At 60.5% G+C, this 24,141-nt stretch carries 23 protein-coding genes and 3 pseudogenes; 12 read left to right on the top strand and 14 right to left on the bottom strand.

Annotated elements, in window-relative coordinates:
- Positions 1-165 precede the first annotated feature (165 nt).
- Together J1N02_RS06710 and J1N02_RS06705 are read right to left on the bottom strand one after the other, a co-directional pair.
- Positions 166-489, bottom strand: coding sequence for an antibiotic biosynthesis monooxygenase family protein (locus J1N02_RS06710; protein WP_027605635.1), 324 nt, complete (start codon positions 487-489; stop codon positions 166-168).
- Positions 486-1,193: a CTP synthase C-terminal region-related (seleno)protein gene (locus tag J1N02_RS06705; protein WP_027605636.1), complete on the bottom strand. Its 708-nt coding sequence runs from the start codon at positions 1,191-1,193 to the stop codon at positions 486-488. Before J1N02_RS06705 ends, J1N02_RS06710 begins: the two co-directional genes overlap by 4 nt.
- Positions 1,194-1,273: 80 nt before the next feature.
- Between J1N02_RS06705 and J1N02_RS06700 the strand changes: the two genes are divergently transcribed.
- Positions 1,274-2,155: a LysR family transcriptional regulator gene (locus J1N02_RS06700; RefSeq protein WP_027605637.1), complete on the top strand. Its 882-nt coding sequence runs from the start codon at positions 1,274-1,276 to the stop codon at positions 2,153-2,155.
- A 31-nt stretch (positions 2,156-2,186) separates the two neighbouring features.
- Here J1N02_RS06700 and J1N02_RS06695 read toward each other — a convergent pair whose 3' ends face one another.
- The 5 genes and pseudogenes from J1N02_RS06695 to J1N02_RS06675 all read right to left on the bottom strand — a co-directional run bounded on the left by J1N02_RS06695 (position 2,187) and on the right by J1N02_RS06675 (position 6,252).
- Positions 2,187-2,708 carry a DUF1003 domain-containing protein gene (locus J1N02_RS06695; protein ID WP_027605638.1) on the bottom strand — a complete coding sequence of 174 codons (522 nt, stop codon included), beginning with the start codon at positions 2,706-2,708 and terminating at the stop codon, positions 2,187-2,189.
- A gap of 84 nt (positions 2,709-2,792) precedes the next feature.
- A pseudogene (locus J1N02_RS06690) lies at positions 2,793-3,230 on the bottom strand (methyl-accepting chemotaxis protein); the annotation flags it as partial.
- A 111-nt stretch (positions 3,231-3,341) separates the two neighbouring features.
- A pseudogene (locus J1N02_RS06685) lies at positions 3,342-4,112 on the bottom strand (PAS domain-containing protein); the annotation flags it as partial.
- A gap of 264 nt (positions 4,113-4,376) precedes the next feature.
- A complete protein-coding gene (locus J1N02_RS06680; RefSeq protein WP_027605640.1) occupies positions 4,377-5,435 on the bottom strand; it encodes a diguanylate cyclase in 1,059 nt (352 codons plus the stop codon).
- Positions 5,436-5,625: 190 nt separating this feature from the next.
- Positions 5,626-6,252: a TetR/AcrR family transcriptional regulator gene (locus J1N02_RS06675; protein WP_065925250.1), complete on the bottom strand. Its 627-nt coding sequence runs from the start codon at positions 6,250-6,252 to the stop codon at positions 5,626-5,628.
- A 123-nt stretch (positions 6,253-6,375) separates the two neighbouring features.
- On the opposite strand from J1N02_RS06675, the gene J1N02_RS06670 reads away from it, so the two are divergent.
- The 3 genes from J1N02_RS06670 (at position 6,376) to J1N02_RS06660 (ending at position 8,839) form a co-directional block, all read left to right on the top strand.
- Positions 6,376-7,434 (top strand): MBL fold metallo-hydrolase, encoded by a 1,059-nt coding sequence (locus J1N02_RS06670; RefSeq protein WP_027605642.1) that lies wholly within the window; start codon positions 6,376-6,378, stop codon positions 7,432-7,434.
- Positions 7,435-7,773: 339 nt separating this feature from the next.
- Complete coding sequence (locus J1N02_RS06665) at positions 7,774-8,292, top strand: hypothetical protein (protein WP_043293518.1); 519 nt, start codon at positions 7,774-7,776, stop codon at positions 8,290-8,292.
- Positions 8,282-8,839: an AAA family ATPase gene (locus tag J1N02_RS06660; protein ID WP_368964343.1), complete on the top strand. Its 558-nt coding sequence runs from the start codon at positions 8,282-8,284 to the stop codon at positions 8,837-8,839. Before J1N02_RS06665 ends, J1N02_RS06660 begins: the two co-directional genes overlap by 11 nt.
- On the opposite strand, the gene J1N02_RS06655 is transcribed toward J1N02_RS06660, so the two are convergent.
- The 7 genes and pseudogenes from J1N02_RS06655 to J1N02_RS06625 all read right to left on the bottom strand — a co-directional run bounded on the left by J1N02_RS06655 (position 8,769) and on the right by J1N02_RS06625 (position 14,149).
- A complete protein-coding gene (locus J1N02_RS06655) occupies positions 8,769-9,149 on the bottom strand; it encodes a helix-turn-helix domain-containing protein (protein WP_081744427.1) in 381 nt (126 codons plus the stop codon). The genes J1N02_RS06660 and J1N02_RS06655 overlap by 71 nt on opposite strands.
- Before the next feature lie 94 nt (positions 9,150-9,243).
- Positions 9,244-10,191 (bottom strand): hypothetical protein, encoded by a 948-nt coding sequence (locus J1N02_RS06650; protein WP_368964346.1) that lies wholly within the window; start codon positions 10,189-10,191, stop codon positions 9,244-9,246.
- A gap of 54 nt (positions 10,192-10,245) precedes the next feature.
- A pseudogene (locus tag J1N02_RS06645) lies at positions 10,246-10,413 on the bottom strand (MFS transporter); the annotation flags it as partial.
- 5 nt (positions 10,414-10,418) lie between these two features.
- Positions 10,419-11,066 carry an HAD-IB family hydrolase gene (locus J1N02_RS06640; protein ID WP_043293519.1) on the bottom strand — a complete coding sequence of 216 codons (648 nt, stop codon included), beginning with the start codon at positions 11,064-11,066 and terminating at the stop codon, positions 10,419-10,421.
- A 73-nt stretch (positions 11,067-11,139) separates the two neighbouring features.
- The gene (locus tag J1N02_RS06635; RefSeq protein ID WP_098478878.1) at positions 11,140-11,853 is read right to left on the bottom strand and encodes an HNH endonuclease; all 714 of its coding nucleotides are present in this window, start codon (positions 11,851-11,853) and stop codon (positions 11,140-11,142) included.
- Between the two features lie 196 nt (positions 11,854-12,049).
- Complete coding sequence (locus J1N02_RS06630; protein ID WP_024077017.1) at positions 12,050-13,300, bottom strand: ribonucleotide-diphosphate reductase subunit beta; 1,251 nt, start codon at positions 13,298-13,300, stop codon at positions 12,050-12,052.
- 579 nt (positions 13,301-13,879) lie between these two features.
- On the bottom strand, positions 13,880-14,149 hold the full coding sequence (locus J1N02_RS06625; RefSeq protein ID WP_027607759.1) for a DUF2790 domain-containing protein: 270 nt from the start codon (positions 14,147-14,149) through the stop codon (positions 13,880-13,882).
- Between the two features lie 411 nt (positions 14,150-14,560).
- Here J1N02_RS06625 and acs point away from each other — a divergent pair, with 411 nt between their 5' ends.
- From acs to J1N02_RS06585, 8 genes are all read left to right on the top strand, one after another.
- On the top strand, positions 14,561-16,516 hold the full coding sequence (gene acs / locus J1N02_RS06620; RefSeq protein ID WP_027607760.1) for an acetate--CoA ligase: 1,956 nt from the start codon (positions 14,561-14,563) through the stop codon (positions 16,514-16,516).
- A 589-nt stretch (positions 16,517-17,105) separates the two neighbouring features.
- A complete protein-coding gene (locus J1N02_RS06615; protein WP_027607761.1) occupies positions 17,106-17,891 on the top strand; it encodes an ABC transporter substrate-binding protein in 786 nt (261 codons plus the stop codon).
- A 91-nt stretch (positions 17,892-17,982) separates the two neighbouring features.
- Positions 17,983-18,672, top strand: a complete 690-nt coding sequence (locus J1N02_RS06610; RefSeq protein WP_010208305.1) for an ABC transporter permease — start codon at positions 17,983-17,985, stop codon at positions 18,670-18,672.
- On the top strand, positions 18,669-19,367 hold the full coding sequence (locus J1N02_RS06605) for an ABC transporter permease (RefSeq protein WP_027607762.1): 699 nt from the start codon (positions 18,669-18,671) through the stop codon (positions 19,365-19,367). Before J1N02_RS06610 ends, J1N02_RS06605 begins: the two co-directional genes overlap by 4 nt.
- 1 nt (position 19,368) lies before the next feature.
- Positions 19,369-20,481, top strand: coding sequence for a succinylglutamate desuccinylase/aspartoacylase family protein (locus tag J1N02_RS06600; protein WP_027607763.1), 1,113 nt, complete (start codon positions 19,369-19,371; stop codon positions 20,479-20,481).
- 27 nt (positions 20,482-20,508) lie between these two features.
- Entirely contained in the window at positions 20,509-21,273 is a 765-nt protein-coding gene (locus J1N02_RS06595) for an ABC transporter ATP-binding protein (protein WP_003214336.1), read from the top strand.
- 217 nt (positions 21,274-21,490) lie between these two features.
- The gene (gene argR, locus J1N02_RS06590) at positions 21,491-22,471 is read left to right on the top strand and encodes a transcriptional regulator ArgR (protein ID WP_027607764.1); all 981 of its coding nucleotides are present in this window, start codon (positions 21,491-21,493) and stop codon (positions 22,469-22,471) included.
- Between the two features lie 252 nt (positions 22,472-22,723).
- Positions 22,724-23,944 carry an aspartate aminotransferase family protein gene (locus J1N02_RS06585; protein ID WP_027607765.1) on the top strand — a complete coding sequence of 407 codons (1,221 nt, stop codon included), beginning with the start codon at positions 22,724-22,726 and terminating at the stop codon, positions 23,942-23,944.
- Positions 23,945-24,141: the final 197 nt, after the last annotated feature.

The raw sequence follows: 24,141 nt of genomic DNA, 5'->3' as shown, positions 1-24,141 counted from the left end.
GTCTGGTTCAGGGGCCGCTTCGCGCCCCAGCGCGGGGCAAGCCCGCTCACCACAACAGGCCCACTCACCACAACAGGCCCACTCACCACAGCAGGCCTGCTCACCACAACAGACCCGCTCACCACAACAGGCCTGCTAGCCACAGAGGGCCAGGCGATACGACGGTTACTGGCCTTGGAATGTGTAGGCCCGCTCCACCTTGCACACCCGTGTCTGAAACGCCGAGTACCAGGTGGCGCGTCCTTGTTCGCGCACCGCCCGGTGCTCGGCCTGCTGCTTCCAGGCCAGGATCGCCGCCTCGCTGCTCCAGTAGGACACGGTAATCCCCAGGCCATCCTCCCGCGCCGATTCCACCCCGAGAAACCCCGGTTGATCGCGAGCCAACTCCAGCATGCGGGCGGCGGCCTGGCCGTAGCCTTGATCGCCGTCGGTGCGCAATGAGCTGAAAATCACTGCGTAGTAGGGTGGGGCGGGGGTCTTGGCGATCATGCGTATTGCTCCTGGCACGCCTTGAGCAAGGCAATCGCCAAAGGCGGCGTGACGCCCTTGAGGGCGGTACGTTCAGGCTGGAACAGGGTGGCAACGAAAAATGGATGGTCGAGCAACTCCACCGCGCGCAGATCGCCGGCTGCGTCATGCCCGCTGGGAATCATCTCGCGCTCGAGCAGCGCATCGGCGAATTCGGGGTTGATGCCGTAGCGGCAGCGGTAACCTTCCTCGATGTCAAGACGGCCGTAGGCCTCGGCGATGCGTGTGTAGGGTGTCAGGCGCAGGCTGTCGGTGGCGTCAACCAGTGCGCAGCTCAGGGGGGTGATCACTGCGCGTTCGGCGCCCGGCGCCAGCTCGCCATGTTCGGCATCGGCCCAGCCCAGCACGTTGCGGGCGTATTCCAGCACCGCATGTTGAAAACCACCGCAAGTGCCGAGGAAAGGTCGCCGCTGTTCGCGGGCAAAACGGATCGCCCGCAACGCGCCGTCGGTGTCGCGGTAGGGGCTGGCGGGCACGCACCAGAAACCGTCGAAGCCGTGCAGTGCTGTGGTGGGCGTGAGGGTGTCGGTGTCGAGCCATTGCAGATGAACCTGCAAACCGAGGGTTTCGGCGGCCCGTTGCAGCGCGACGGGAATGGCCTGGTGCGCGATGACATCGGGGTTGTAATCGCCGATCAGGGCGAGGTGCAGGGTGGTGGCTTTCATCGTGTGCGTCCCATGGCTTGTGGTGTCCTTATGCGCACTATAGATTGGCGTGCACGCAATCAATATTGGCGTTTGCCCACATGCTCAATGCAGCCACGCACTATCAGCTCGATTACCCCGACCTGTCGCTGATCCTCGCCCTGGTGCGTGGCGGCACCCTGGCGCGGGCGGCGGCATTGTTGCGGGTGGATGTGTCCACGGTGTTCCGCGCGGTGCGACGGCTGGAGGCCGCATTGGGCCAGACGCTGTTTGAAAAAAGCCGCGCCGGCTACCTGCCCACCAGCCTCGCCAATAGCCTGGCGCAGCAGGCCGAACGTGCCGAACAAGCGCTTGAGACGGCACGCATCGGCGTGGAGCAGGGCGGCGAGGTGATCAGCGGCACGGTGCGCCTGACCTGTACCGACTCAGTGCTGCAAGAGCTGCTGCTGCCGGCGCTGGCGCAGTTCATGCCGGACTACCCGGCGCTGACCCTGGAGCTGAGCACGTCGAATGATTTCGCCAACCTCAGCCGCCGCGATGCCGACATCGCCCTGCGCCTGACCAGGACTCCGCCAGCGCATCTGGTCGGCCGTTGCCTGGGGGCCGTGGCGTATCAGGTGTGTGCCAGCCCCACGTATGCGCATCAACACGCCGCACGCTCACTGGCGGACCTGGCCTGGATCGCGCCGGACGATTTCCTGCCCGACCACCCCACGGTGACCTGGCGCCGCGAACACCTGCCCGGTGTACGCCCCAGCTATCGCTGCAACAGCATGTTGTCGGTGACCGAACTGGTGCGGGCCGGGTTGGGGGTGGCGGCGCTGCCGGACTTTCTGCTGGATGACGGCCTGCAACCCCTGGGCCCCGCGTTGGCCGGGCACGACACCGCGTTATGGCTGCTGACGCGCCCCGATTGCCGCGCGTTGCGCTCGGTGGTGACGCTGTTTGATGAGTTGGGCCGGCATGTGCAGATGAAACCCTGACACACCTCCCTCCCACGTGGAGTTCGCGTTGTTATTGAGGTTTTCGCACATAGTGCTCGTGCATTTCGCACGTCAGGGTTTCGATGTGTTCGGTCAGTTGCTTGGTCATTTCCGTCAGCCGGGTGTTTTGCTCCAGCAATTCGAGCAACTGTCTGGTGGTTTGCGCGGCCTGGGCCTGGCGTTCGGTATTGGCGATGGCCAGGGCTTCACGGTGTTGCGCATCGGCGTCGGACTGGGCTTTGTCGCGGGCCGCCTGGCGCGTCTGGGCCAGCAGGATCAGCGGCGCGGCATAGGCGGATTGCAGGCTGAAGGCCAGGTTGAGGAGGATGAACGGGTACACGTCGAAGTGGGTGATGCCGGTTACGTTCAGCACCACCCACAAGATCACGATCGCGGTTTGCGCACCGAGGAAGGTCGGTGTACCAAAGAAGCGCGCAAAAGCCTCGGCCTTGAGGGCAAAGGTATCGTTGCCGAAGGTCGGGGCCAGGTGGGCGTGGCGGCGGTGAAAACGCAGGTGATCGACGGGGGCGGTTTCGGGCTTGTCGGAGGTCATGGTCGGCTCGGGTCATCAACGTTAAGACAGTGAATCACTATAGTCCTGGCGACCTGTCTTACACATGAATAACCCGTGGCCTACTTAGTGGGCACCCCGCTCATTGGCAAACGCACTCACCGCGTGCACCGCCTCGCTGGTGCCTTCGCGAATCTGCAGCATCACCGTACCGGCCTGGTCGGCCAGTTCCACGCCCTGGGCGGCGCGGTCGCGGGTCGCGTCCATGCTGTCGATGGCTTGGCGGGTTTCAGCCTGGATCACCGCGATCATGCTGGAAATCTCCGTGGTGGAACCGCTGGTGCGCGCCGCCAACTGCCGCACTTCATCGGCCACCACGGCAAAACCACGGCCTTGTTCACCCGCACGCGCGGCTTCGATAGCGGCATTGAGTGCCAGCAGGTTGGTTTGTTCGGCAATGCCGCGAATGGTGTTGACGATGGTAGTGATCTGCTGGGAGCGCTCGCCCAGCTTGGCGATCAGTTGCGAGGAGTTGTCGATGTCCGAGGAAATTTCACGCATGCCGCTGGCTGTTTTCTGGATCACGTCGGCGCCTTTTTCCGCCATGTCCTGGGTGTGCAGCGACAGGTGATAGGCCTGGGCGGCGCTCTGCGCGTCAGCGGCATGTTGTTGCACGCGCGCGGTGATGTCCGAGGCGAACTTCACCACTTTGCGCAGGCGCCCGCTGGCGTCGTACACCGGGTTGTAGCTGGCTTCGAGCCAAACGGGCCGGCCGTTTTTATCCACGCGCTCGAACTGGCCGCTGAACAATTCACCTTGGTTCAGGCGTCGCCAGAACTCGCTGTAGGCTGAGCTCGCGGCGGTCTCTGGGGTACAGAACAGACGATGATGCTGGCCCTGGATCTGCGCCAGGCTGTAGCCCATGCGCTGCAGGAAGTTGGCGTTGGCGGTGATGATCGTGCCGTCGAGGTTGAACTCGATGACGGCCATGGCCCGGCCGATGGCTTCCAACTTGGCGTTGGCCTCGCTTTCGGCCTGCAGGCGCGGGGTAACGTCCAGGGCGTACTTCACCACTTTGATCACACGGCCCGCGTTATCACGTACCGGGGTGTAGCTGGCTTCCAGCCACACCGACTGACCATTGCCGCCCACCCGTTCAAAGGTACCTGATTGGAACTGACCCTTTTGCAGGTTGGCCCAGAGTTGCTGGTACTCGGCGCTGCGGGCGAAGGCGGGCGTGCAGAACATCCGGTGGGATTGGCCTTCGATCTGCTCGGCGCGGTAGCCCAGGGTATTGAGGAAGTTGTCATTGGCCCGCAGCACGAGGCCTTGCGGATCGAATTCGATCACCGCCATGGAGCGTTCGATGGCGTCCAGCAGGCTGGCCTGATGAGCCACGGTGTGTTGCAGGGTATCGATGGTTTTCTTGTGGGCGTTGAATAGCATGTTCGGGGGCTCGGGCAAGCACGCGTCTGGGAGGATCCATGTATAGGCGCCTGCCTCCGTAAGGCATTTGCCCTACGGTTGACCTGCTCATTGTCAGCTCCCTTGTGCTGACAGCGGGGGGTGGAACAACGGGTTAAGAGTCATCAGCCTGACAAGAAGTTCGCCCCATGGGCAGGACCATTTTTGGGTAGGCGACCAATGGAGGCATTGTGCTATCTCGTGCGGGGCTGCACGGAGGATCCAGACCGGTGTCGTAGGACAACGTCAGGCGGAACAGGCTATCCGGTCGTCGTTGACACTGACTCGATTACGCCCGGTGTCCTTGGCGGCATAAAGTGCCCGGTCCGCCGCGTTCAGCCACATGGCTGCGTCGGTGAAGCGCGGCTGGAAGTCCGCCAGGCCGATGCTCAGGCTGACGCGCAATTCCGGTAGGTGCGGGGTGCGGTAGTTGCCGAATGTTTCGCGCATCTGCTCCATGATCTGCGCCGCTTGCTCCAGAGGCATTTGCGGAAGAATCACACAGAACTCATCGCCACCGTAACGTCCGGCCAGGTCGTTTTCCCGCAGGTTGCGCCGCAGTTCCAGGCTCAGTTGCCGCAGCACCGTGTCGCCGACGATATGGCCGTGGGTATCGTTGATCTGCTTGAAGTGGTCAATATCGATCAATGCGATGGTGGCGTGGCTTTGCTGCTGCTGGCACTTGTGGAACTTGAGGTGCAGCAGGTCTTTCCACGAGCCGTGGTTGAGCAGGCCGGTGAGGCTGTCGGTGCGGCTCAGGGCACTAAGGGCGCGTTTATGTTCCGAGAGCTTGATCGCCAGTTGATAACAGACCATGCCGATGGCCATGGGGTAGAGGGTCAGCATCGGCAGGCAGGAGTAGACCTGCAGCAGGCTGACGTCGGGGTTGAACTGGATGCCGAACAGCGCCCACGCCACGCCGATCCCCAGCCCCTGGGCGAGCAGTCCACGCAGGAACAGGCGCCGGCCGCCGGCGGCGACGTTGTTCATGGTCATCATCGACAGGATGGTCACGGCTGTCAGCGGCGTGAACTGCGTGGCCGCCGCCCAGAACCCGCCGAGTACCGAGTCATACAGGAAGTTGCGCTGTTCAGCCTGGTAAGGGAACGGCGAGCGGGTCGACAACTGGTACGCCAGGTGCGCCCAGGCAAACCCATTGAACAGCAGTAATGCCCAGACCCAGCCCGGCATGGCGAGCGGGTACAGGGCGCCGGTGACGCTGATGCTGCCGACACCCAGGCCGATGATCCTTGGCTGGTAGATACGCCGGGCAAATGAGAGCCCTTTGCCTCGTCTGTTTTCCATAAATTCCTGGTTCAGCTGTTTTCCACATTTACCGCGGCGCGCGGTCACCGGATCGACCGTTGATCGGATAAGGCCTGTGAATATTGTCAGTTATTCCCATGGGAATAATCAGTGGCCTTCCAGGCCATTTGCGCAAAACAGAGGGCGAATGCGTCAAAAGCGACCAGGAATGTCGCTCCTGCAACGGTTTTTACTCGGGGCAGGGGGCGCTGACTTCATAGCCGGCCAGGAACAGGTCAATGGCCGACTCAATGACGCGCGCCTGGTGAGCGGCATCCAGGGTCGGCTGGCCCAACGTGATCTGCGGCCAGAACGCGAAAGCCTTGAGCAGGCTTTGGATCTGGTGGGCGGCAAACGCCGGGTCGGTGCAGGAGAGGCGGCCGTCTTCCTGGGCGGCGCGTACCCACTGGGTAAAGCCTTCTTCGCGCTGGCTCAGGCGGGTGACCATGTCTTGTGCGCGTTCCGGTGAGTGGATGGTGGCGGCGATGGCTACCCGGGCCAGATCGAGGAAATTGGTGTCCGACATCATCTTCATCTTGGCTTCCAGCAAACCACGCAATTGTTCGCGCAGGGGGCGCTCGCTGGTGTAGCTGACGTCGAGTTGGGCGACGCTGCTGGCCCAGAGTTGGTGAAGGATTTCGGCGAACAGTTCTTCCTTGCTGGGAAAATGGTTATACACCGTGCGCTTGGACACCCCAGCGGTGGCGGCGACCTTGTCCATGCTGGTGACCTCGAAGCCGTTATCGCGAAACTCAGCGATGGCCGCTGCCACGATGGCTTGGCGTTTGCGGTCGGTGAGGCGTTGAGGGGCAGTCATGGGTGGCGTTCGGCTCTTGAGGGTAAATTACACTGGGTAGTTTACTTGCTGCGGATTTTGTTGCAATCTTGAAACTACACTGTTCAGTGTAACTTATGCGCGGACCGTAGGAGTCACTCTGTAATGGCCACCATCTCAACCCGCCTCAAGTCTTCACCTGCGGCGCCCAAGCCTGCCGATCTGGACCTGGGGCGCTTCAGCAACGAGGCCCCCGTGCAGCACGGTGGCTTTGGCAAGACCTTGCGTATCTTCTGGAACATGCTGTTTAACAAGCCACGCAGTACGCGGCCGGTGGGGCAGATCCCGGTGCAACCGCTGACCCGCGAGCAATTGTTGGCGGCGCCTGATCACAGCGTGTTCCGCCTGGGGCATTCCACCGTGTTGCTGAAAATGCGCGGCAAGTTCTGGCTGACCGACCCGGTGTTCGCCGAGCGTGCCTCGCCATTCAGTTGGGCTGGCCCCAAGCGTTTCCACCAGCCGCCTATCCGTCTTGAAGAGCTGCCGCCCCTGGAGGCGGTGATTCTTTCCCACAACCACTACGATCATCTTGACCATAAGGCTGTGGTCCAACTGGCCGACAAGACCCGTTACTTTCTCGCGCCGCTGGGCGTGGGCGACATCCTGGTCAAGTGGGGTGTCGACGCCAGCAAAGTGCGGCAGCTGGATTGGTGGCAAGGCACCGAGGTGGATGGCATTCGCTTTGTCGCCACGCCGGCGCAGCACTTTTCCGGGCGCGGCCTGTTTGATGCCAACCAGACCCTCTGGTGTTCCTGGGTGATGATCGACGGCACGCGTCGTATCTTTTTCAGCGGCGACACCGGCTACTTCGACGGCTTTAAACGCATCGGCGAACAGTACGGCCCGTTCGATCTGACGTTGATGGAAACCGGTGCTTACAACGTCGACTGGCCCCATGTGCACATGCAGCCGGAGCAAACCCTGCAAGCGCATATCGACCTCAGGGGCCGCTGGCTGCTGCCGATCCACAACGGTACTTTCGACCTGGCGTTCCATGCCTGGCACGAACCTTTCGACCGCATCATGGCGCTGGCGTGGGAGCGCAATGTGTCGATTACCACACCGCCGATGGGCCAGGCGTTCAGCTTGAACCAGCCGGAGCGTGGATATGCATGGTGGCTGGAAGTGGAAACCCAAGGTGCACAAGAGCACCTTGTGGGCTGAGGGCGCAGAGGCGCCGAAAAAGGAGTTTTCAAGCTGTTTCGGGTCTGCGACAGGCGCCGGCGAAGGATGCGATGATCCCTGGAAAGTGTTTTCAGGGGAGGCGTACCGATGGACAGCATATGCAGATGGTTTTTGCGAGCAGATGCGGTTTGCCAGGTTGGCCAGCCGTTGTCTGCGCTCTTGGGCATGACCGATTCGGCATCTCCATGTAGCCGTCCTTCCCCCGATCAAGTGCCCCCCCGCAGTATCGAGTTTGATGTCGATCCCCCCCCTCAAACCCACCCCAAGGGTGGCGTCCTGATCCCCGGGTATAACGTACCGGCAATTCCCATCAGACCCATGCCTGATCCCTCGTTGACGCTGATTGCCCTGAGCGGTATCGACCCAGAGGGCCCGGTGATGGTGGAGGTGCCCCTGGTGCAGAACAACAGCCGCTTTGCCGCCACGCAAGCGTTGGCCGGCAGGCGCGTGGGGTATGCCGACCGATATGGACGTGGCGATGGGCATGAACCGATTCAACACCGTGCGCCCTTCATGCGTGCGCTGGACGTACTGCGCCGGGCCGGGGCGCAACTGATACCCGTGCCGGCGCAACGTGTCGACGGCACCCTCACGTTCAACCTGCACACCCATAATGAAATCGATGAAATCGTGAATGAATACCGGCTGGATGCCCTGGTGTCGGACAGTGAAAGTGCTGCGTTCCATGCTGCCTGCTGGAGTGGTTACCCGAAGTTCGCCGAGGCTCTCGATGACGGCGGGACGTTGTGGTTCTACGGTGCGCGATGGTCGAAGGAATCGTTGGCCGCGCTGGCGCAAGGTTATCGCAATGCCAGGGAGGGAAGCCATGGCCTATAGAATTCATATCCTCGGTGCTGCGGGGGCGGGCACTACCACCCTGGGCAGGGCCTTGGCGGAGAGTCTGAACGTCGCTTACTTCGACACCGACTATTTCTACTGGCAGCAAACCGACGCCCCCTTCACCATTGCCCGGCCCAAGGATGAACGCATCCGCCTGCTGCAGGAGCAGACTGTCGGCCTGGAAGGCTGGGTGCTGTCCGGTTCACTGTGTGGCTGGGGCGACCCGATGATCGCGCAGTTCACCCACGTGGTGTTCCTGCGCCTCGACCCGCACGTGCGCCTGCACCGTCTGCGCATGAGGGAGGTGCAACGCTACGGTGATGAAATCCTGGAAGGTGGCAGTCGCCACGAGAACAGCGTTGCCTTCCTGGCCTGGGCCGCTCGTTACGACAACGGCAACCACAGCCTACGCAGCCTGCGTCGGCATGAAACCTGGTTGGCAGCACTGACCTGTCCGGTGATCCGCTTGGACTCTACGCACCATTCGGCTGGGGCGTTGGTGAATCAATTGATGCCGCTGTTGAGCCCATCAGCCGCGACATAATGTTTTGTGCTGCGGGTTCGGCAGGGGCGGTGTCAAACCGCCGTACACTCATGCCCCACCCCGGCGCAAACCCCGGGAAAAACACCAGCCCCTGCGCCTCCAACCGAAACGCCAATGCCAGGCGGGTTTCATCACCCACATCGCCCTGGCTTTCGAACTGTTGGATGGCATCCACCGTCACACCCGCCTGGCGGGCCAGCTCGTCGCGGCTCCAGCCCAGCATCGCGCGGGCCTGTACGCTGTGTTTGGCGGTGAATTGGTGCAGGACGATCTGCTGTTCTACGAAAGAGCTCATTGCCAGGGAGGACATGGGGTTTCTCCAGGGTTCGACGGGGGAGGGCGAACTATACTGTGTTTTTGTACAGTTGTTTTGACCGCTCATCAACTGGATGCTTATCGACCCACTATTCCAACCCCGGCGCCTCACGAATGATCAGGTGATCGAGGTTCTCGATATTCGCGCTGAATACCCCGAAGGTCTGCTCGGGGTTCTTCTTGCTGGGCACTTGTTTCAGCTCCGGTGTCACCCCGTAGAAGAAACAATACAACGCCCGCTCACTGTCCGCCGCCGCCCTGATCTGCTCCAGGAACGCCTTGCGCTTGCGGTAGTTCTCGATGAGCTTTTTGCTCAGGTAGACGTTGACCGAGTAGGGCTTTTTGTCGAGCCACACCTTCTTTTCGAAGTCGATGCGAAAGCTGCTCGTGTAGTCCTTGATCGCTTTGACCTTGCCCCAGTAGATCAGGCCCTTGTTGTCTTGCAGGTATTCGATCTTCTTGAAAAACGCCGCGTAAGTCGCGGTGTGCTCGCCGATTTTCAGCGGCATGCGTTTGAGTTTTTCCTTGTCGTCGATGTTCGACACAAAACATTCCACCGGGTGGGCGAACACGCTGGTCTTGTCCGGGGTGGTGTCGCTCGAACTGACAGATTCGCCGCTGCGGGGTGAAGGTGTTTTCGCTGAATCTTGTGGGACCAGCCCCTCGGTGCCGGCCACTGCGGTTTTACGCTCGTACGTACGGCGGGTGAGGACAAATTCCGATGGGAAATTGTCCTCACGCTCATCGTCGTTTTCGCCTGCTGCACCCTTGTGGAGGCTGGCATAGCGGCAGCCGTCGATATGCCGGGTGCTCGGCGTGTTTTTGAAATGCGGGGTGCGTTGGTAGTTGACGTTCTTGGCGTTAAACGTGCTCAGCACATTGCCTGCTTCAAAGGCAGCACGACAGGCATCGTTGGGACAGAGGAAACTGTCCTTGTCGGAGTCGAAGGTGTTGGTTTCGTCGAAATTCAGGTCTCGTACGTCGTAGATCGACAGCTTTTCATCGAGACTCAGGCTGTAGGCCGTGTCGAATTTCATGGGGCTCGGGTCCGTGAGAGGTTTCGCTATTAATAGCGGGAACCCGCGCAAATATCAGCTAGAACCTGCAACCCGGCGTCCGCTCAGGAAGCACAAGGTCCCACCTATCGCTGTGAGTGTACCCAAGGCATAGAACATGCTGGCCGGCGCCGCGTTGATCAGCAGATACCCGCATATCACCGGGCTCATCGCCCCACCGAACGCCGCCAGGTTCTGCGCCCCCCGCATCACCGCTGCAACCGAGCCCGCTTTTTCTTCTTCGCATGAAAATGCCGAAAATGCGCATCCTGCGCCGCCGCCAACAACTCCCGATCCCCACGCGTATCGCCCCAGGCCCGCAGCCGATACTCCCCCAGGTCCCCATACACCGCCTCAAGCCGCAGCACCTTATTCTCACACCGGCAGTTATTCCCGGTGAGCTTGCCGGTCAATACCCCGTCGACCACCTCAAGCTCCGTGCCGATCAACTTGATCCCAAGCCGATCGGCAAACGGCTGCAGCACCAACGCCGGCGACGCCGAACACAGCGTCACCACCGCCCCCGAGCCCAACTCCTGCTCCACCGACAGCACCCCCGCCGGGCGCATCAACCGCGCCCAATTACGCTGGCAATACTCCTCGGCCTTCTGCTGCACCCACGTCTTCTCCACCCCAGTCATAAAGGTGCGGATCAACTGCGCCTTCAACTCATCCCGGCTGATCTGCCGCACCAAAAAGCGCAGCCCGGGCACGGCCAGCTTGACCATTCGGCCATAAAACTCGCCGGTGCCAAAGGCAAACTTGAGGAAGGGCACGAAACTGTCGTGGTGGGTCAGGGTGCCGTCGAAGTCAAAAACGGAGAGTACTTTGGCGTCAACGGGGCCGGCTTCGAGCATGTCTGGGTTCACGGGTTGGCCTCGGTCCTATCTAGTATTTTTTTGAGCGTGCATCAGGTGTGACAGCAGGAGTCTACTCCCGTGCCAATCTTCCGACCTTGGCGTAAAGCCCCTCGGTGAAAGCCTCCCGGTCACTCGACCGGTGACAACGCTGATGGCAATTGGGGCACAAGGCTACAGCATTGGTGATGCGATCCGAACCCTTCTGGGCCAGGTGCTTGACGTGATGTACTTCAAGAAATGGCAAACCGTCGACCTCAAACGGCGCGTTAGCGCCGCAGCCTTCGCAGATGCCGTTGGCTTCTTTCAGCACCCAGGCGCGGACCTTTGGGTCACGAACAAAAGTGGCGCTGACGGTCGAGACCTTCTGCGGCTGGGCAATGCCGTCCGGTAGCTGAGTGAAAGGTTGCTGCTGCAGTTTGGACGCGCGGCGGATAAGCGTTTGCTCGTCTGCTGTTTGGGCAGCGTCTTCGGATTCGAATACACCCTGCGCGGCAAGCGCTTGGCGGATGCGTTGTTCGACGCCTGTGCCTACGTTCTTCGCAGGCTTATAGCCTTCGATGCGGTCCCAGCCCATACGCACAAGCACAGTGGAGATATTTTGCATGCGGAATTCGATGGAACCCTTTGCACGGCCTGCCACCGGGCCTTCGCGTAGAAGGCGGTTTTCGAGGGCTTTATTGAAAGGTTGGCCGCTTTTTTCCCAGGCCAACATCTTCAGGTACGCCCCGACCGCAGCTGCCAGCTCCGCGTCGCTCCAGTCCGTTTTGTCTTTCGTAATGTCCATACAGCCGCCGAGGGTAGAAAACCCTCGGACGATACTGAGTAGCTATTATTGCGTCTACGAAATTTCCTACGATCTAGAAGGATTTAGCGGTCAGCTACTTTGTTAAATTCTCTGCCTTGTACGGAGAGTCTTTAGTGAGCTCGCATAAAAAAGCCCCGAACAAGTCAGGGCTTCTTGGTGTTGCTGTGCTAAGGAATCAATCCCAGCTCAACGCCCCACCCGTCTGATACTCAATAACCCGAGTTTCAAAGAAATTCTTCTCTTTCTTCAAGTCCATGATCTCGCTCATCCATGGGAACGGGTTGGTCGTCCCCGGATACTCTTCCTTCAAGCCAATCTGCGACAAACGACGATTCGCGATGAACTTGAGGTAATCCTCCATCATCGCCGCATTCATCCCCAGCACCCCACGCGGCATGGTATCGCGAGCATATTCAATCTCCAGCTGAGTCCCCTGCAGGATCATCTGGGTCGCTTCTTCCTTCATCTCGGCATCCCACAAGTGCGGGTTTTCGATCTTGATCTGGTTGATCACGTCGATACCGAAGTTCAGGTGCATCGACTCATCGCGCAGGATGTACTGGAACTGCTCGGCCACGCCGGTCATTTTGTTGCGGCGGCCCATGGACAGGATCTGGGTGAAGCCGCAGTAGAAGAAGATGCCTTCCAGTACGCAGTAGTAAGCGACCAGGTTGCGCAGCAGTTCCTTGTCGGTGTCGACGGTGCCGGTTTCGAACTTCGGATCGGAGATCGAACGGGTGTATTTCAGGCCCCAGGCTGCCTTCTTAGCCACCGATGGAATCTCGTGGTACATGTTGAAGATCTCGCCTTCATCCATGGCCAACGATTCGATGCAGTACTGGTAGGCGTGGGTGTGGATCGCTTCTTCGAAAGCCTGGCGCAGGATGTACTGGCGGCATTCCGGGTTGGTGATCAGGCGGTACACGGCCAGGACCAGGTTGTTGGCGACCAGGGAGTCGGCGGTGGAGAAGAAGCCGAGGTTGCGCATGACGATGCGGCGTTCGTCGTCGGTCAGGCCTTCGGGGTTTTTCCACAGGGCGATGTCGGCGGTCATGTTGACCTCTTGCGGCATCCAGTGGTTGGCGCAACCGTCGAGGTACTTTTGCCAGGCCCAGTCGTACTTGAAGGGCACGAGTTGGTTGAGGTCGGCGCGGCAGTTGATCATGCGCTTTTCGTCAACGGCGACGCGGGCGGAGGCGCCTTCGAGTTCGGCAAGGCCTTCGGCGACGTCGAGTTTGTCCAGGGCAGCCTTGGCGCGCACGATGGCGGCGGAGTCACTGGCGGTGACGGCGCGGGCTTCGATGGCGGCAGCGGCGCCGGCACCGTCGAGGCGGTCCATGTTGGCTTCGGTGGCGTGGCCGGCGTTGGCGCCTTTGGTGGCTACTTCGCCGTCTTCTTCTTTGTCGAATTCGTCCCAGCTCAGCATGACGTGTCGTCTCCTGCGTGAGGGCTCAAAGGTGCCCGTGTGAAACCGGATGGTTGGGTGTTCACACGGCCCTCGGGCCGCGGTGGATCTTAAGGAATCGTTTGTTGCAACAGCTCGCGCAGGCAAATAAACGGAATTGGGTAACGGGTACTGCATGAGGCTTGAGGGGCGGAGCGGTGGATGCATACTCCAGCGCAGGCTCAAGGTCTGGCTCTTCGTCCCTGTGTAAAGGGATATTGCAGGCCCGATTTACCCGCGCATTATAGGGAAAAATTCCGCTTTGTGTTGCGGCGGATGGTCTCGGATCAGAGACAAAAAGGCGGCTATTTGAGCCAGAGTGAGGGTTTGCGGGGGGTTGATGGGGTAGGAAATTTTTGACGGGCGGTGGGCTATTTATTGTGGGGGGTAGGGTAGGACTTTTTGGGGAGAGGAAGGGAGGGGTGGGGCTGAGTGACGACCGCTATCGGGAGCAACCCCATTCCCACATGTACCGCGTGCCGTGCCAGGCGCCGGTTCTTTGCCGCAAGAACGATTTCTTGCGGCGAATAAGATCCGGGTCTGTTCCAACTAACGAAGTTGTTATCCGTTAGAGCAGCCATTACCCATGACATGGTAATTAAGGATATGGCGCTGACCCTGGGAATCCTCATATTCCATCTTTACCGGCACAACTTCGCAAACTTCCGGGATCGTGCTCATGGACAATACTTTGGCCACATCCAGCTTGGTGCTATAGGTGTAGTCCTCAACAATCGGGGCGTTCTGGCCGGCCAGCTCGGTCGGGGCCTCGTCGGCCAGGGCGGCGGTGGCGCACAAGCTGCTGAGGGCCATAACTACGAGAGCTTTCATTTCTTTACTTACCTTCTTCAGGGCGAAAGGGGTCACGGGGCCCTTGTGAGGCCACGTGTGTAACTTAGGATTGGTTAGTTCGGATTAACGTGCCTTCGTGGGGGCTGTTACGTTGTTAATCACTGTTGTGTTAATCACAATGCCTTGGTTGGCGGAAGTGATTCTAGGCCTGCGGGTTATATTCATATACCCGTGCTTTTGATAAAGACTATTGGCGGTTTTTGTAACAATCCCGTGGTAAAGGTTTTTTCACCCGCCCGCAAAGCCCCACAGGCTGCGGGCCAGAGCGGCAAACGGGGATAGCAGGGCATTTTGTAGGGTCTTGTTACTACCATCGTCGAATGGTTCTATAGGCCCACCCCGGATACAACTGGGTCATACAACAACAACTATGTCACCGAGGTAAGAAAGATGAGTGCGGCTTCCCTGTACCCCGTTCGCCCCGAAGTAGCAGCCAACACGCTGACCGACGAGGCAACCTACAAGGCCATGTACCAGCAGTCGGTGGTCAACCCCGATGGCTTCTGGCGCGAGCAAGCCAAGCGCCTTGACTGGGTCAAGCCTTTCACCGCGGTGAAGCAGACCTCTTTCGACGATCACCATGTCGACATCAAGTGGTTCGCCGATGGCACCCTGAACGTGTCCTACAACTGCCTGGACCGTCACCTCGCCGAGCGCGGCGACCAGGCGGCGATCATCTGGGAGGGCGATGACCCGGCCGAGAGCCGCACCATCACCTACCGCGAGTTGCACGAAGAAGTCTGCAAGTTCGCTAACGCCCTGCGTGGCCAGGATGTGCACCGCGGCGACGTGGTGACCATCTATATGCCGATGATCCCCGAAGCCGTGGTCGCCATGCTGGCGTGTACCCGCATCGGTGCGATCCATTCGGTGGTGTTCGGCGGTTTCTCGCCGGAGGCCCTGGCCGGTCGCATCATCGACTGTAAGTCGAAGGTGGTGATCACGGCCGATGAAGGCATTCGCGCCGGTAAGAAGATTCCGCTGAAGGCCAACGTCGACGACGCGCTGACCAACCCGGAAACCAGCAGCATCCAGAAGGTCATCGTGTGCAAGCGCACCAATGGCCAGATCAAGTGGAACCAGCATCGCGACATCTGGTACGAAGACCTGATGAAGGTGGCGGGCACCGTGTGTGCGCCAAAAGAGATGGGCGCCGAAGAAGCGCTGTTCATCCTCTACACCTCCGGTTCCACCGGCAAGCCTAAAGGCGTGCAGCACACCACCGGCGGCTACCTGTTGTATGCGGCCCTGACCCACGAGCGCGTATTCGACTACCGCCCGGGCGAAATCTACTGGTGCACCGCCGACGTCGGTTGGGTCACTGGCCACACCTATATTGTCTACGGCCCGCTGGCCAATGGCGCGACCACCTTGCTGTTCGAAGGCGTGCCGAACTACCCGGACATTACCCGGGTGGGCAAGATCGTCGACAAGCACAAGGTCAATATCCTCTACACCGCCCCGACCGCGATCCGCGCAATGATGGCGTCCGGCACCGCTGCCTGCGAAGGCGTCGATGGCAGCAGTCTGCGCCTGTTGGGTTCGGTGGGTGAGCCGATCAACCCGGAAGCGTGGGACTGGTACTACAAGAACGTCGGCCAATCCCGTTGCCCGATCGTCGACACCTGGTGGCAGACCGAAACCGGCGCCACCCTGATGAGCCCGCTGCCGGGCGCCCATGCACTCAAGCCGGGTTCTGCCGCACGGCCGTTCTTCGGTGTGGTGCCGGCGCTGGTGGACAACCTGGGCAACATCATCGAAGGCGCCGCCGAAGGCAACCTGGTGATTCTCGACTCGTGGCCAGGCCAGGCCCGTACCCTGTACGGCGACCATGACCGTTTTGTCGACACGTACTTCAAGACCTTCCGTGGCATGTACTTCACCGGTGACGGCGCCCGTCGCGATGAAGATGGCTACTGGTGGATCACCGGCCGTGTGGATGACGTGTTGAACGTATCCGGCCACCGCATGGGTACCGCCGAGATCGAAAGCGCCATGGTTGCCCACCCTAAAGTCGCCGAAGCGGCGGTGGTGGGTGTGCCGCACGACATCAAGGGCCAGGGCATCTATGTGTATGTGACCCTGAAGAATGGCGAAGAACCCAGCGAAGCCCTGCGCCTGGAGCTGAAGAACTGGGTGCGCAAGGAAATCGGGCCGATTGCCTCGCCGGACGTGATCCAGTGGGCACCGGGCTTGCCGAAGACGCGCTCGGGGAAAATCATGCGCCGCATCCTGCGCAAGATTGCCACGGCCGAGTACGACGGGCTGGGCGATATTTCCACCCTGGCGGACCCAGGTGTAGTGGCGCATTTGATTGAGACCCACAAGACCATGAACGTCGCGTAAGGCGGGCTGGTCAGACAAAGCCCCATTCGGTGTGAGCCGGGTGGGGCTTTTTTGTGAGTGCTTGAAATCGGAGGAGATCCAATGTGGGTATGGAGGAGGAACTGACAGACCCGCATGACCACCAGTCAAATAAATATCGGTTTTTCGCGTAGGAGGTTTCTGAATGTTACCGAGTCGCGCAAATGTGTAACCGCCCGCCCAAACCTGAGGCAAAGGGCTACGCTTATGCCCCGAAAAACCGCGCTTTAGACACCCCGAGCCATAAGATTAAACGCCACACTTGCCGTGCTAGAAGGGTTTGCGAATAATAGGCCCGCAATTTGCAGCATCAACAGGTTTAATATCTTTTGTCTCTGCATAAAATTCAGAGGCTGTCAATGTGCTGGAACCGCTTTCTCAGTGCTTCTGTAAATTGTTGTCGCATTGAGGAAATATCGGCTTCCGGCCTGTCGTTAGAATGCCGATCACTCGCTCGTCGTCTCCACTGTTGAATTGGTGTAGGACGCAGCACCGCTATTCGGTTTCACTCAGTCGCATCGTGGGCCATGGCTCATACTGCTGTTTTGCCCTATACCGATGGAGTCCCAAGATGAAGAAACTCGTGCTGTTGGGCGCCCTGGCGCTGTCCGTGCTGTCCATGCAGGCTTTCGCTGAAGGCAAGCCTCTGAAAATTGGTATCGAAGCGGCTTACCCTCCGTTTGCCTCGAAGGCGCCGGATGGCAGCATCGTCGGTTTTGACTACGACATCGGCAACGCCCTGTGCGAAGAGATGAAGGTCAAGTGCACCTGGGTCGAGCAAGAGTTCGACGGCCTGATCCCGGCGCTCAAGGTGCGCAAGATCGACGCGATCCTGTCGTCCATGTCCATCACCGAAGACCGCAAGAAGTCCGTGGACTTCACCAACCGCTACTACCTGACCCCAGCACGCCTGGTATTGAAGGAAGGCACCGCCGTCAGCGACAGCCTGGATGAACTGAAGGGCAAGAAGATCGGCGTACAGCGCGGTTCGATCCACGACCGTTTCGCCAAGGAAGTCCTGGCACCTAAAGGCGCCACCGTTGTGCCTTACAGCTCGCAGAACGAAATCTACCTCGACGTGGAAGCCGGTCGCCTCGACGGCACCGTGGCTGACGCGACCTTGCTGCAGGAAGGTTTCCTCGATACGCCAGCCGGTAAAGGCTATGCGTTCACCGGCCCGGCATTCACCGACGTCAAGTACTTCGGCGACGGCGTAGGCATCGCCGTGCGCAAAGGCGACAAGGAAAACCTGGACCGTATCAACGCTGCCATCGCCGCGATCCGTGCCAACGGTAAATACAAAGAAATCGAGAAAAAGTACTTCAACTTCGATATTTACGGCCCTGAAGCCAAGTAAGTATTCGCAGCTGTCTGTCCGAAATGGCGCAAGCAACAGAATTCCTGCGGTTTGCGCCATTTTTTCATCCCCCTTTTCGAGGACCTGAATCATGTTGAAAGGCTACGGGGCCGTCATCCTCGATGGCGCATGGTTGACGCTTCAGCTCGCCTTGTCGTCCATGGCCTTGGCCATTGTTCTGGGTCTGATCGGGGTCGCGTTACGCCTGTCGCCGGTGCGCTGGTTGGCCTGGCTGGGTGACTTGTACTCCACGGTGATCCGCGGGATCCCCGACCTGGTGCTGATCCTGCTGATTTTCTACGGTGGTCAGGACCTGCTTAACCGCGTCGCGCCGATGCTCGGCTATGACGACTATATCGACTTGAACCCCTTGGCCGCCGGTATCGGCACCCTGGGTTTCATCTTTGGCGCCTACCTGTCGGAAACCTTCCGTGGTGCCTTCATGGCCATCCCCAAGGGCCAGGCCGAAGCCGGCCTGGCGTATGGCATGAGCAGCTTCCAGGTGTTTTTCCGGGTGATGGTGCCGCAGATGATCCGGCTGGCGATCCCCGGGTTTACCAACAACTGGCTGGTACTCACCAAGGCCACCGCGCTGATCTCGGTGGTGGGCCTGCAAGACATGATGTTCAAGGCCAAGCAGGCGGCTGATGCCACCCGCGAGCCTTTTACCTTCTTCCTCGCAGTGGCGGCGATGTACCTGGTGATCACCAGCGTGTCGTTGCTGGCCCTGCGTCATCTTGAGAAGCGCTACTCGGTAGGCGTAAGGGCGGCTGATCTATGATCTTCGACTACAACGTCATCTGGGAGGCCATGCCGCTGTACCTTGGCGGCCTGCTGACCACCCTGAAACTGCTCGCCATCTCGCTGTTCTTCGGCCTGCTCGCCGCCTTGCCCCTGGGCTTGATGCGTGTGTCCAAGCAACCGGTCGTCAACGGCGTGGCCTGGCTCTACACCTATGTGATCCGCGGCACGCCGATGCTGGTGCAGCTGTTTTTGATCTACTACGGCCTGGCGCAGTTCGAAGCGGTGCGCGAGAGCGTCCTGTGGCCGCTGCTGTCCAGCGCGACCTTCTGCGCGTGCCTGGCCTTTGCGATCAACACCAGCGCCTACACCGCCGAGATCATTGCCGGTAGCCTCAAGGCCACCCCCAATGGCGAGATCGAAGCGGCCAAGGCCATGGGCATGTCGCGCTACAAGCTGTACCGCCGCATCCTGCTGCCGTCGGCCCTGCGCCGCGCGCTGCCGCAGTACAGCAACGAAGTGATCATGATGCTGCAGACCACCAGTCTCGCGTCCATCGTCACCCTGATCGACATCACCGGTGCCGCGCGCACGGTGAACGCGCAGTTCTACCTGCCGTTCGAAGCCTACATCACCGCCGGCGTGTTCTACCTGTGCCTGACCTTTATCCTGGTGCGCCTGTTCAAATTGGCCGAGCGCCGCTGGCTGAGCTACCTGGCTCCACGGAAGCACTGATATGGAACGTATCGATCACCTGTTGCCCTGGGGCCACCTGGGCTGCGAGCGCCAGCTGAGCGTGTTCCGTTTCGGCACCGGCGAGCGCAAGGCCTATATCCAGGCCAGCCTGCACGCCGATGAATTGCCGGGCATGCGCGCCGCGTGGGAGCTGAAAAAACGCCTCGCCGAACTTGAAGCGCAAGGCGCCCTCAACGGCGTGATCGAGTTGGTGCCGGTGGCCAACCCGATGGGCCTGGGCCAGTTGCTGCAAGGCAGCCACCAGGGCCGTTTCGAAGTGGGCAGCGGCAAGAATTTCAACCGCGATTTCGTTGAGTTGAGCGAGCCGGTGGCCGAGTTGCTCACAGGCAAGCTGGGGGATGATGCTCACGCCAACGTGCGCATGATTCGCCAGGCGATGGCCGATGCGCTCAACGCATTGCCCGAGCCGAGCAGCCAGTTGCAAGGCATGCAGCGCATCCTGCTGAGCCATGCGTGCAGCGCTGATATCGTCCTCGACCTGCACTGCGACGCCGAAGCCGCATTGCACATGTACGCGCTGCCCCAGCACTGGCCGCAGTGGCGTTCGCTGTCGGCGCACTTGAATGTGAAAGTCGGTCTGCTCGCGGAAGACTCCGGTGGCAGCTCGTTCGATGAGGCCTGTTCGTTGCCGTGGCTGCGGTTGTCCCGCGCCTTCCCCGACGCACAGATCCCGCTGGCCTGCCTGGCGACAACCCTGGAATTGGGCGGTCAGGCGGACACCGGCCGTGACGAAGCGATCTTCCACGCCGAAGGCATCCTCGCGTTTCTCGCCGAGCAAGGCCTGATCAAGGGCGAATGGCCGGCGCCGCAACACGAACCGTGTGAAGGCGTGCCCTTCGAAGGCACAGAATTGCTGTTCGCGCCCCACGCCGGGGTGATCAGTTACCTGCGTAAAGCCGGGGACTGGATCGAGAAGGGCGAGCCGATTTTTGAAGTGATTGATCCCCTGGAAGACCGCGTGAGCGTTATCTGCGCGGGCACCTCGGGGGTGTTGTTTGCCGTTGAACGGCTACGTTATGCCCAAGCGGGTTTCTGGCTGGCCAAGGTGGCGGGGCGCGAAGCGCTGCGTCACGGGCGCTTGCTCAACGACTGACCACCTGTTTTTGTGAGAACCGACCGCATGTACAAACTTGAAGTCCAAGACCTGCATAAACGCTATGGCAGTCATGAAGTGCTCAAAGGCGTGTCCCTGGCCGCCGCAGCCGGCGATGTGATCAGCATCATCGGTTCCAGTGGTTCGGGCAAAAGTACCTTTTTGCGCTGCATCAATCTGCTGGAGCAACCCCACGCCGGCAAGATCCTGCTCAATAACGAAGAGCTGAAACTGGTGGCCAACAAGGACGGCGCCATGAAGGCCGCCGACCCTAAGCAGCTGCAACGCATGCGCTCGCGCCTGTCGATGGTGTTCCAGCATTTCAACCTGTGGTCGCACATGACCGCGCTGGAAAACGTGATGGAAGCGCCGGTGCACGTGCTGGGCATGTCGAAAAAAGACGCCCGTGAAAAGGCCGAGCACTACCTGGCCAAGGTCGGTGTGGGCCATCGCAAGGATGCGTTCCCCGGCCATATGTCCGGTGGCGAGCAGCAGCGCGTGGCGATTGCCCGAGCCCTGGCGATGGAGCCGGAGGTGATGCTGTTCGACGAACCCACCTCGGCCCTCGACCCCGAGTTGGTGGGCGAAGTGCTCAAGGTCATGCAGGACCTGGCCCAGGAAGGCCGCACCATGGTGGTGGTGACCCACGAAATGGGCTTTGCCCGTGAAGTGTCGAACCAGCTGGTGTTCTTGCACAAAGGCATCGTCGAAGAGCGTGGCAACCCTCGGGAAGTGCTGGTCAACCCGCAGTCCGAGCGGTTGCAGCAGTTCCTGTCCGGCAGCTTGAAATAATCAAGGCCGCTGCTCCCCCCTGTAGGAGCGAGCTCGCTCGCGAAGATCGTCAACGATAACGCGGGAAGCCTGATGCCCCGTGGTGTTCTCAGGTTTTTCGCGAGCAAGCTCGCTCCTACAGGAAAGCAGGTCTTTATCGTTTTTAAGCTTTGTGTTGGTTTACGGGCTAGCATTGGCCTCTGTCTTCATTACTGTTACTCGCTTCGGATAGCACTCCATGACCGCCCACAAAATTGGTTTCCTGATTTGGCCCAGCACAAAAGCACTCACGCTTGCGCTGGCTGAGGAGGCCTTGCGCGTTGCTCAGCGGGTGCATCCGGAGGTGGTCTACGAGCTGTCGTTTTTGCTCGCAGAGCCGGCCACCGAAGGCGCCTGGCAACTGCCGGGCGAGCCGTGGGCGGGCAAGCTGGAAGGCTTCCAGAAACTGTTCCTGCTGGCGGACGAGCCGCCTGCCGTGATCGCCTCGCAACTGAGCACCGCCCTCAAGCAGCTGGTGCGCGCCGGTTGTGTGATCGGCGGCTTGTCGGCCGGTGTGTACCCGCTGGCCCAGCTCGGCCTGCTCGACGGCTACCGCGCCGCCGTGCACTGGCGTTGGCAGGATGATTTTGCCGAGCGTTTCCCCAAGGTCATCGCCACCAGCCATCTGTTCGACTGGGACCGTGATCGCTTGACCGCCTGCGGCGGCATGTCGGTACTCGACCTGTTGCTGGCGGTGCTGGCCCGTGACCACGGTGCCGAACTGGCCGGTGCGGTGTCGGAAGAGCTGGTGGTGGAGCGCATCCGCGAAGGCGGCGAGCGCCAGCGCATCCCGCTGCAGAACCGCCTGGGCTCCAGCCATCCGAAGCTGACCCAGGCGGTGTTGCTGATGGAAGCCAATATCGAAGAGCCGCTGACCACCGACGAAATCGCCCAGCATGTGTGCGTGTCGCGACGACAACTGGAGCGGATCTTCAAGCAATACCTCAATCGCGTCCCCAGCCAGTACTACCTGGAACTGCGCCTGAACAAGGCCCGCCAGATGCTCATGCAAACCAGCAAGTCGATCATCCAGATCGGCCTGTCCTGCGGCTTCTCCTCGGGGCCGCACTTCTCTAGCGCCTACCGCAACTTCTTTGGCGCCACCCCTCGCGAAGACCGCAACCAGCGCCGCAGCAGCAGCCCGTTCGAACTCTCGTCGGTGCCGTCCGAGCGTGGTTGACGTGGGGTGAATACGATTGGCGCGGTGTGTCGCGTCCATCGCGCAACTTCCCTGCATACTGCCGAAAACCCCTGCATCCGTTTAAACTGCGCCATTGCGACGCTATTTGTCGCATTGGCGTAAACCCGCGTAAAACGGGGGTTGGCGCTATAAGAAGTTGTCGCTTGGCGGCAAGGCCGCGCTGAAAACTGTCCTTACAATCCCTGCATCGCCCGCCAGTTCCAGGCAGGCGTTCCTCTTCAGGAGACTCCGATGTCCGTTGAGCAAGCCCCGGTGCAACGTGCCGATTTCGACCAGGTCATGGTTCCCAACTACGCACCTGCCGCATTCATCCCCGTGCGTGGCGCAGGTTCCCGTGTGTGGGACCAGGCGGGTCGCGAGCTGATCGACTTTGCCGGCGGCATCGCGGTCAACGTGTTGGGCCACGCCCACCCGGCGCTGGTCGGTGCACTGACCGAACAGGCCAACAAGCTGTGGCACGTCTCCAACGTCTTCACCAACGAGCCGGCCCTGCGCTTGGCCCATAAGCTGATCGACGCCACGTTTGCCGAGCGCGTGTTCTTCTGCAACTCCGGTGCCGAAGCCAACGAGGCCGCATTCAAGCTGGCCCGTCGCGTGGCGTTCGACCGTTTCGGCAGCGAGAAGTACGAGATCATTGCCGCGCTGAACAGCTTCCACGGCCGTACCCTGTTCACCGTCAACGTCGGTGGCCAGTCGAAGTACTCCGACGGTTTCGGGCCTAAAATTACCGGCATCACCCACGTCCCTTATAACGACCTGGAAGCGCTGAAAGCCGCCGTGTCGGACAAGACCTGCGCCGTGGTGCTGGAGCCGATCCAGGGCGAAGGCGGCGTACTGCCGGCCGAGCTGGCTTACCTGCAAGGTGCCCGCGAACTGTGCGACGCCAACAATGCGCTGCTGGTGTTCGACGAAGTGCAGACCGGCATGGGCCGCAGCGGCCATCTGTTTGCCTACCAGCACTACGGCGTGGTGCCCGACATCCTCACCAGCGCCAAGAGCCTGGGCGGCGGTTTCCCGATTGCGGCGATGCTCACCCGTGAAGACCTGGCCAAGCACCTGGTGGTCGGTACCCACGGCACCACCTACGGCGGCAACCCGCTGGCGTGCGCAGTGGCCGAAGCGGTCATCGACGTGATCAACACCCCTGAGGTGCTGGCCGGCGTCAACGCCAAGCACGACCTGTTCAAGGCGCGCCTGGAGCAGATCGGCAAGCAGTACGGCATCTTCACCGAAGTACGTGGCATGGGCCTGCTGATCGGTTGCGTACTGAGCGATGCGTTCAAAGGCAAGGCCAAGGACGTGTTCAACGCGGCCGAGAAAGAAAACCTGATGATCCTGCAAGCCGGCCCTGACGTGGTGCGTTTTGCGCCGAGCCTGGTGGTGGAAGACGCGGACATCAACGAAGGCCTGGATCGTTTCGAGCGTGCGGTAAAAACGCTGACCCAAGCCTGATACATATCTGTCTGTCGGACCGGATCAAATGTGGGAGGGGGCTTGCCCCCGATAGCAATCTGTCAGTTGATGCATCTGGTGACTGATACACCGCTATCGGGGGCAAGCCCCCTCCCACACTGGAATATGCCCCACATGAAGATATGGGGTGTTCCCGACCTGTTCGGTATTTTTTTCCTGTGAGTTCTAGAGTTAAG

The sequence above is a fragment of the Pseudomonas sp. NFX5 genome, from assembly GCF_049132125.1.
Classification (GTDB): domain Bacteria; phylum Pseudomonadota; class Gammaproteobacteria; order Pseudomonadales; family Pseudomonadaceae; genus Aquipseudomonas; species Aquipseudomonas marginalis.
Note: the sequence above shows the minus strand (reverse complement) of the source record. Positions and strands in the feature narration are given on the sequence as shown.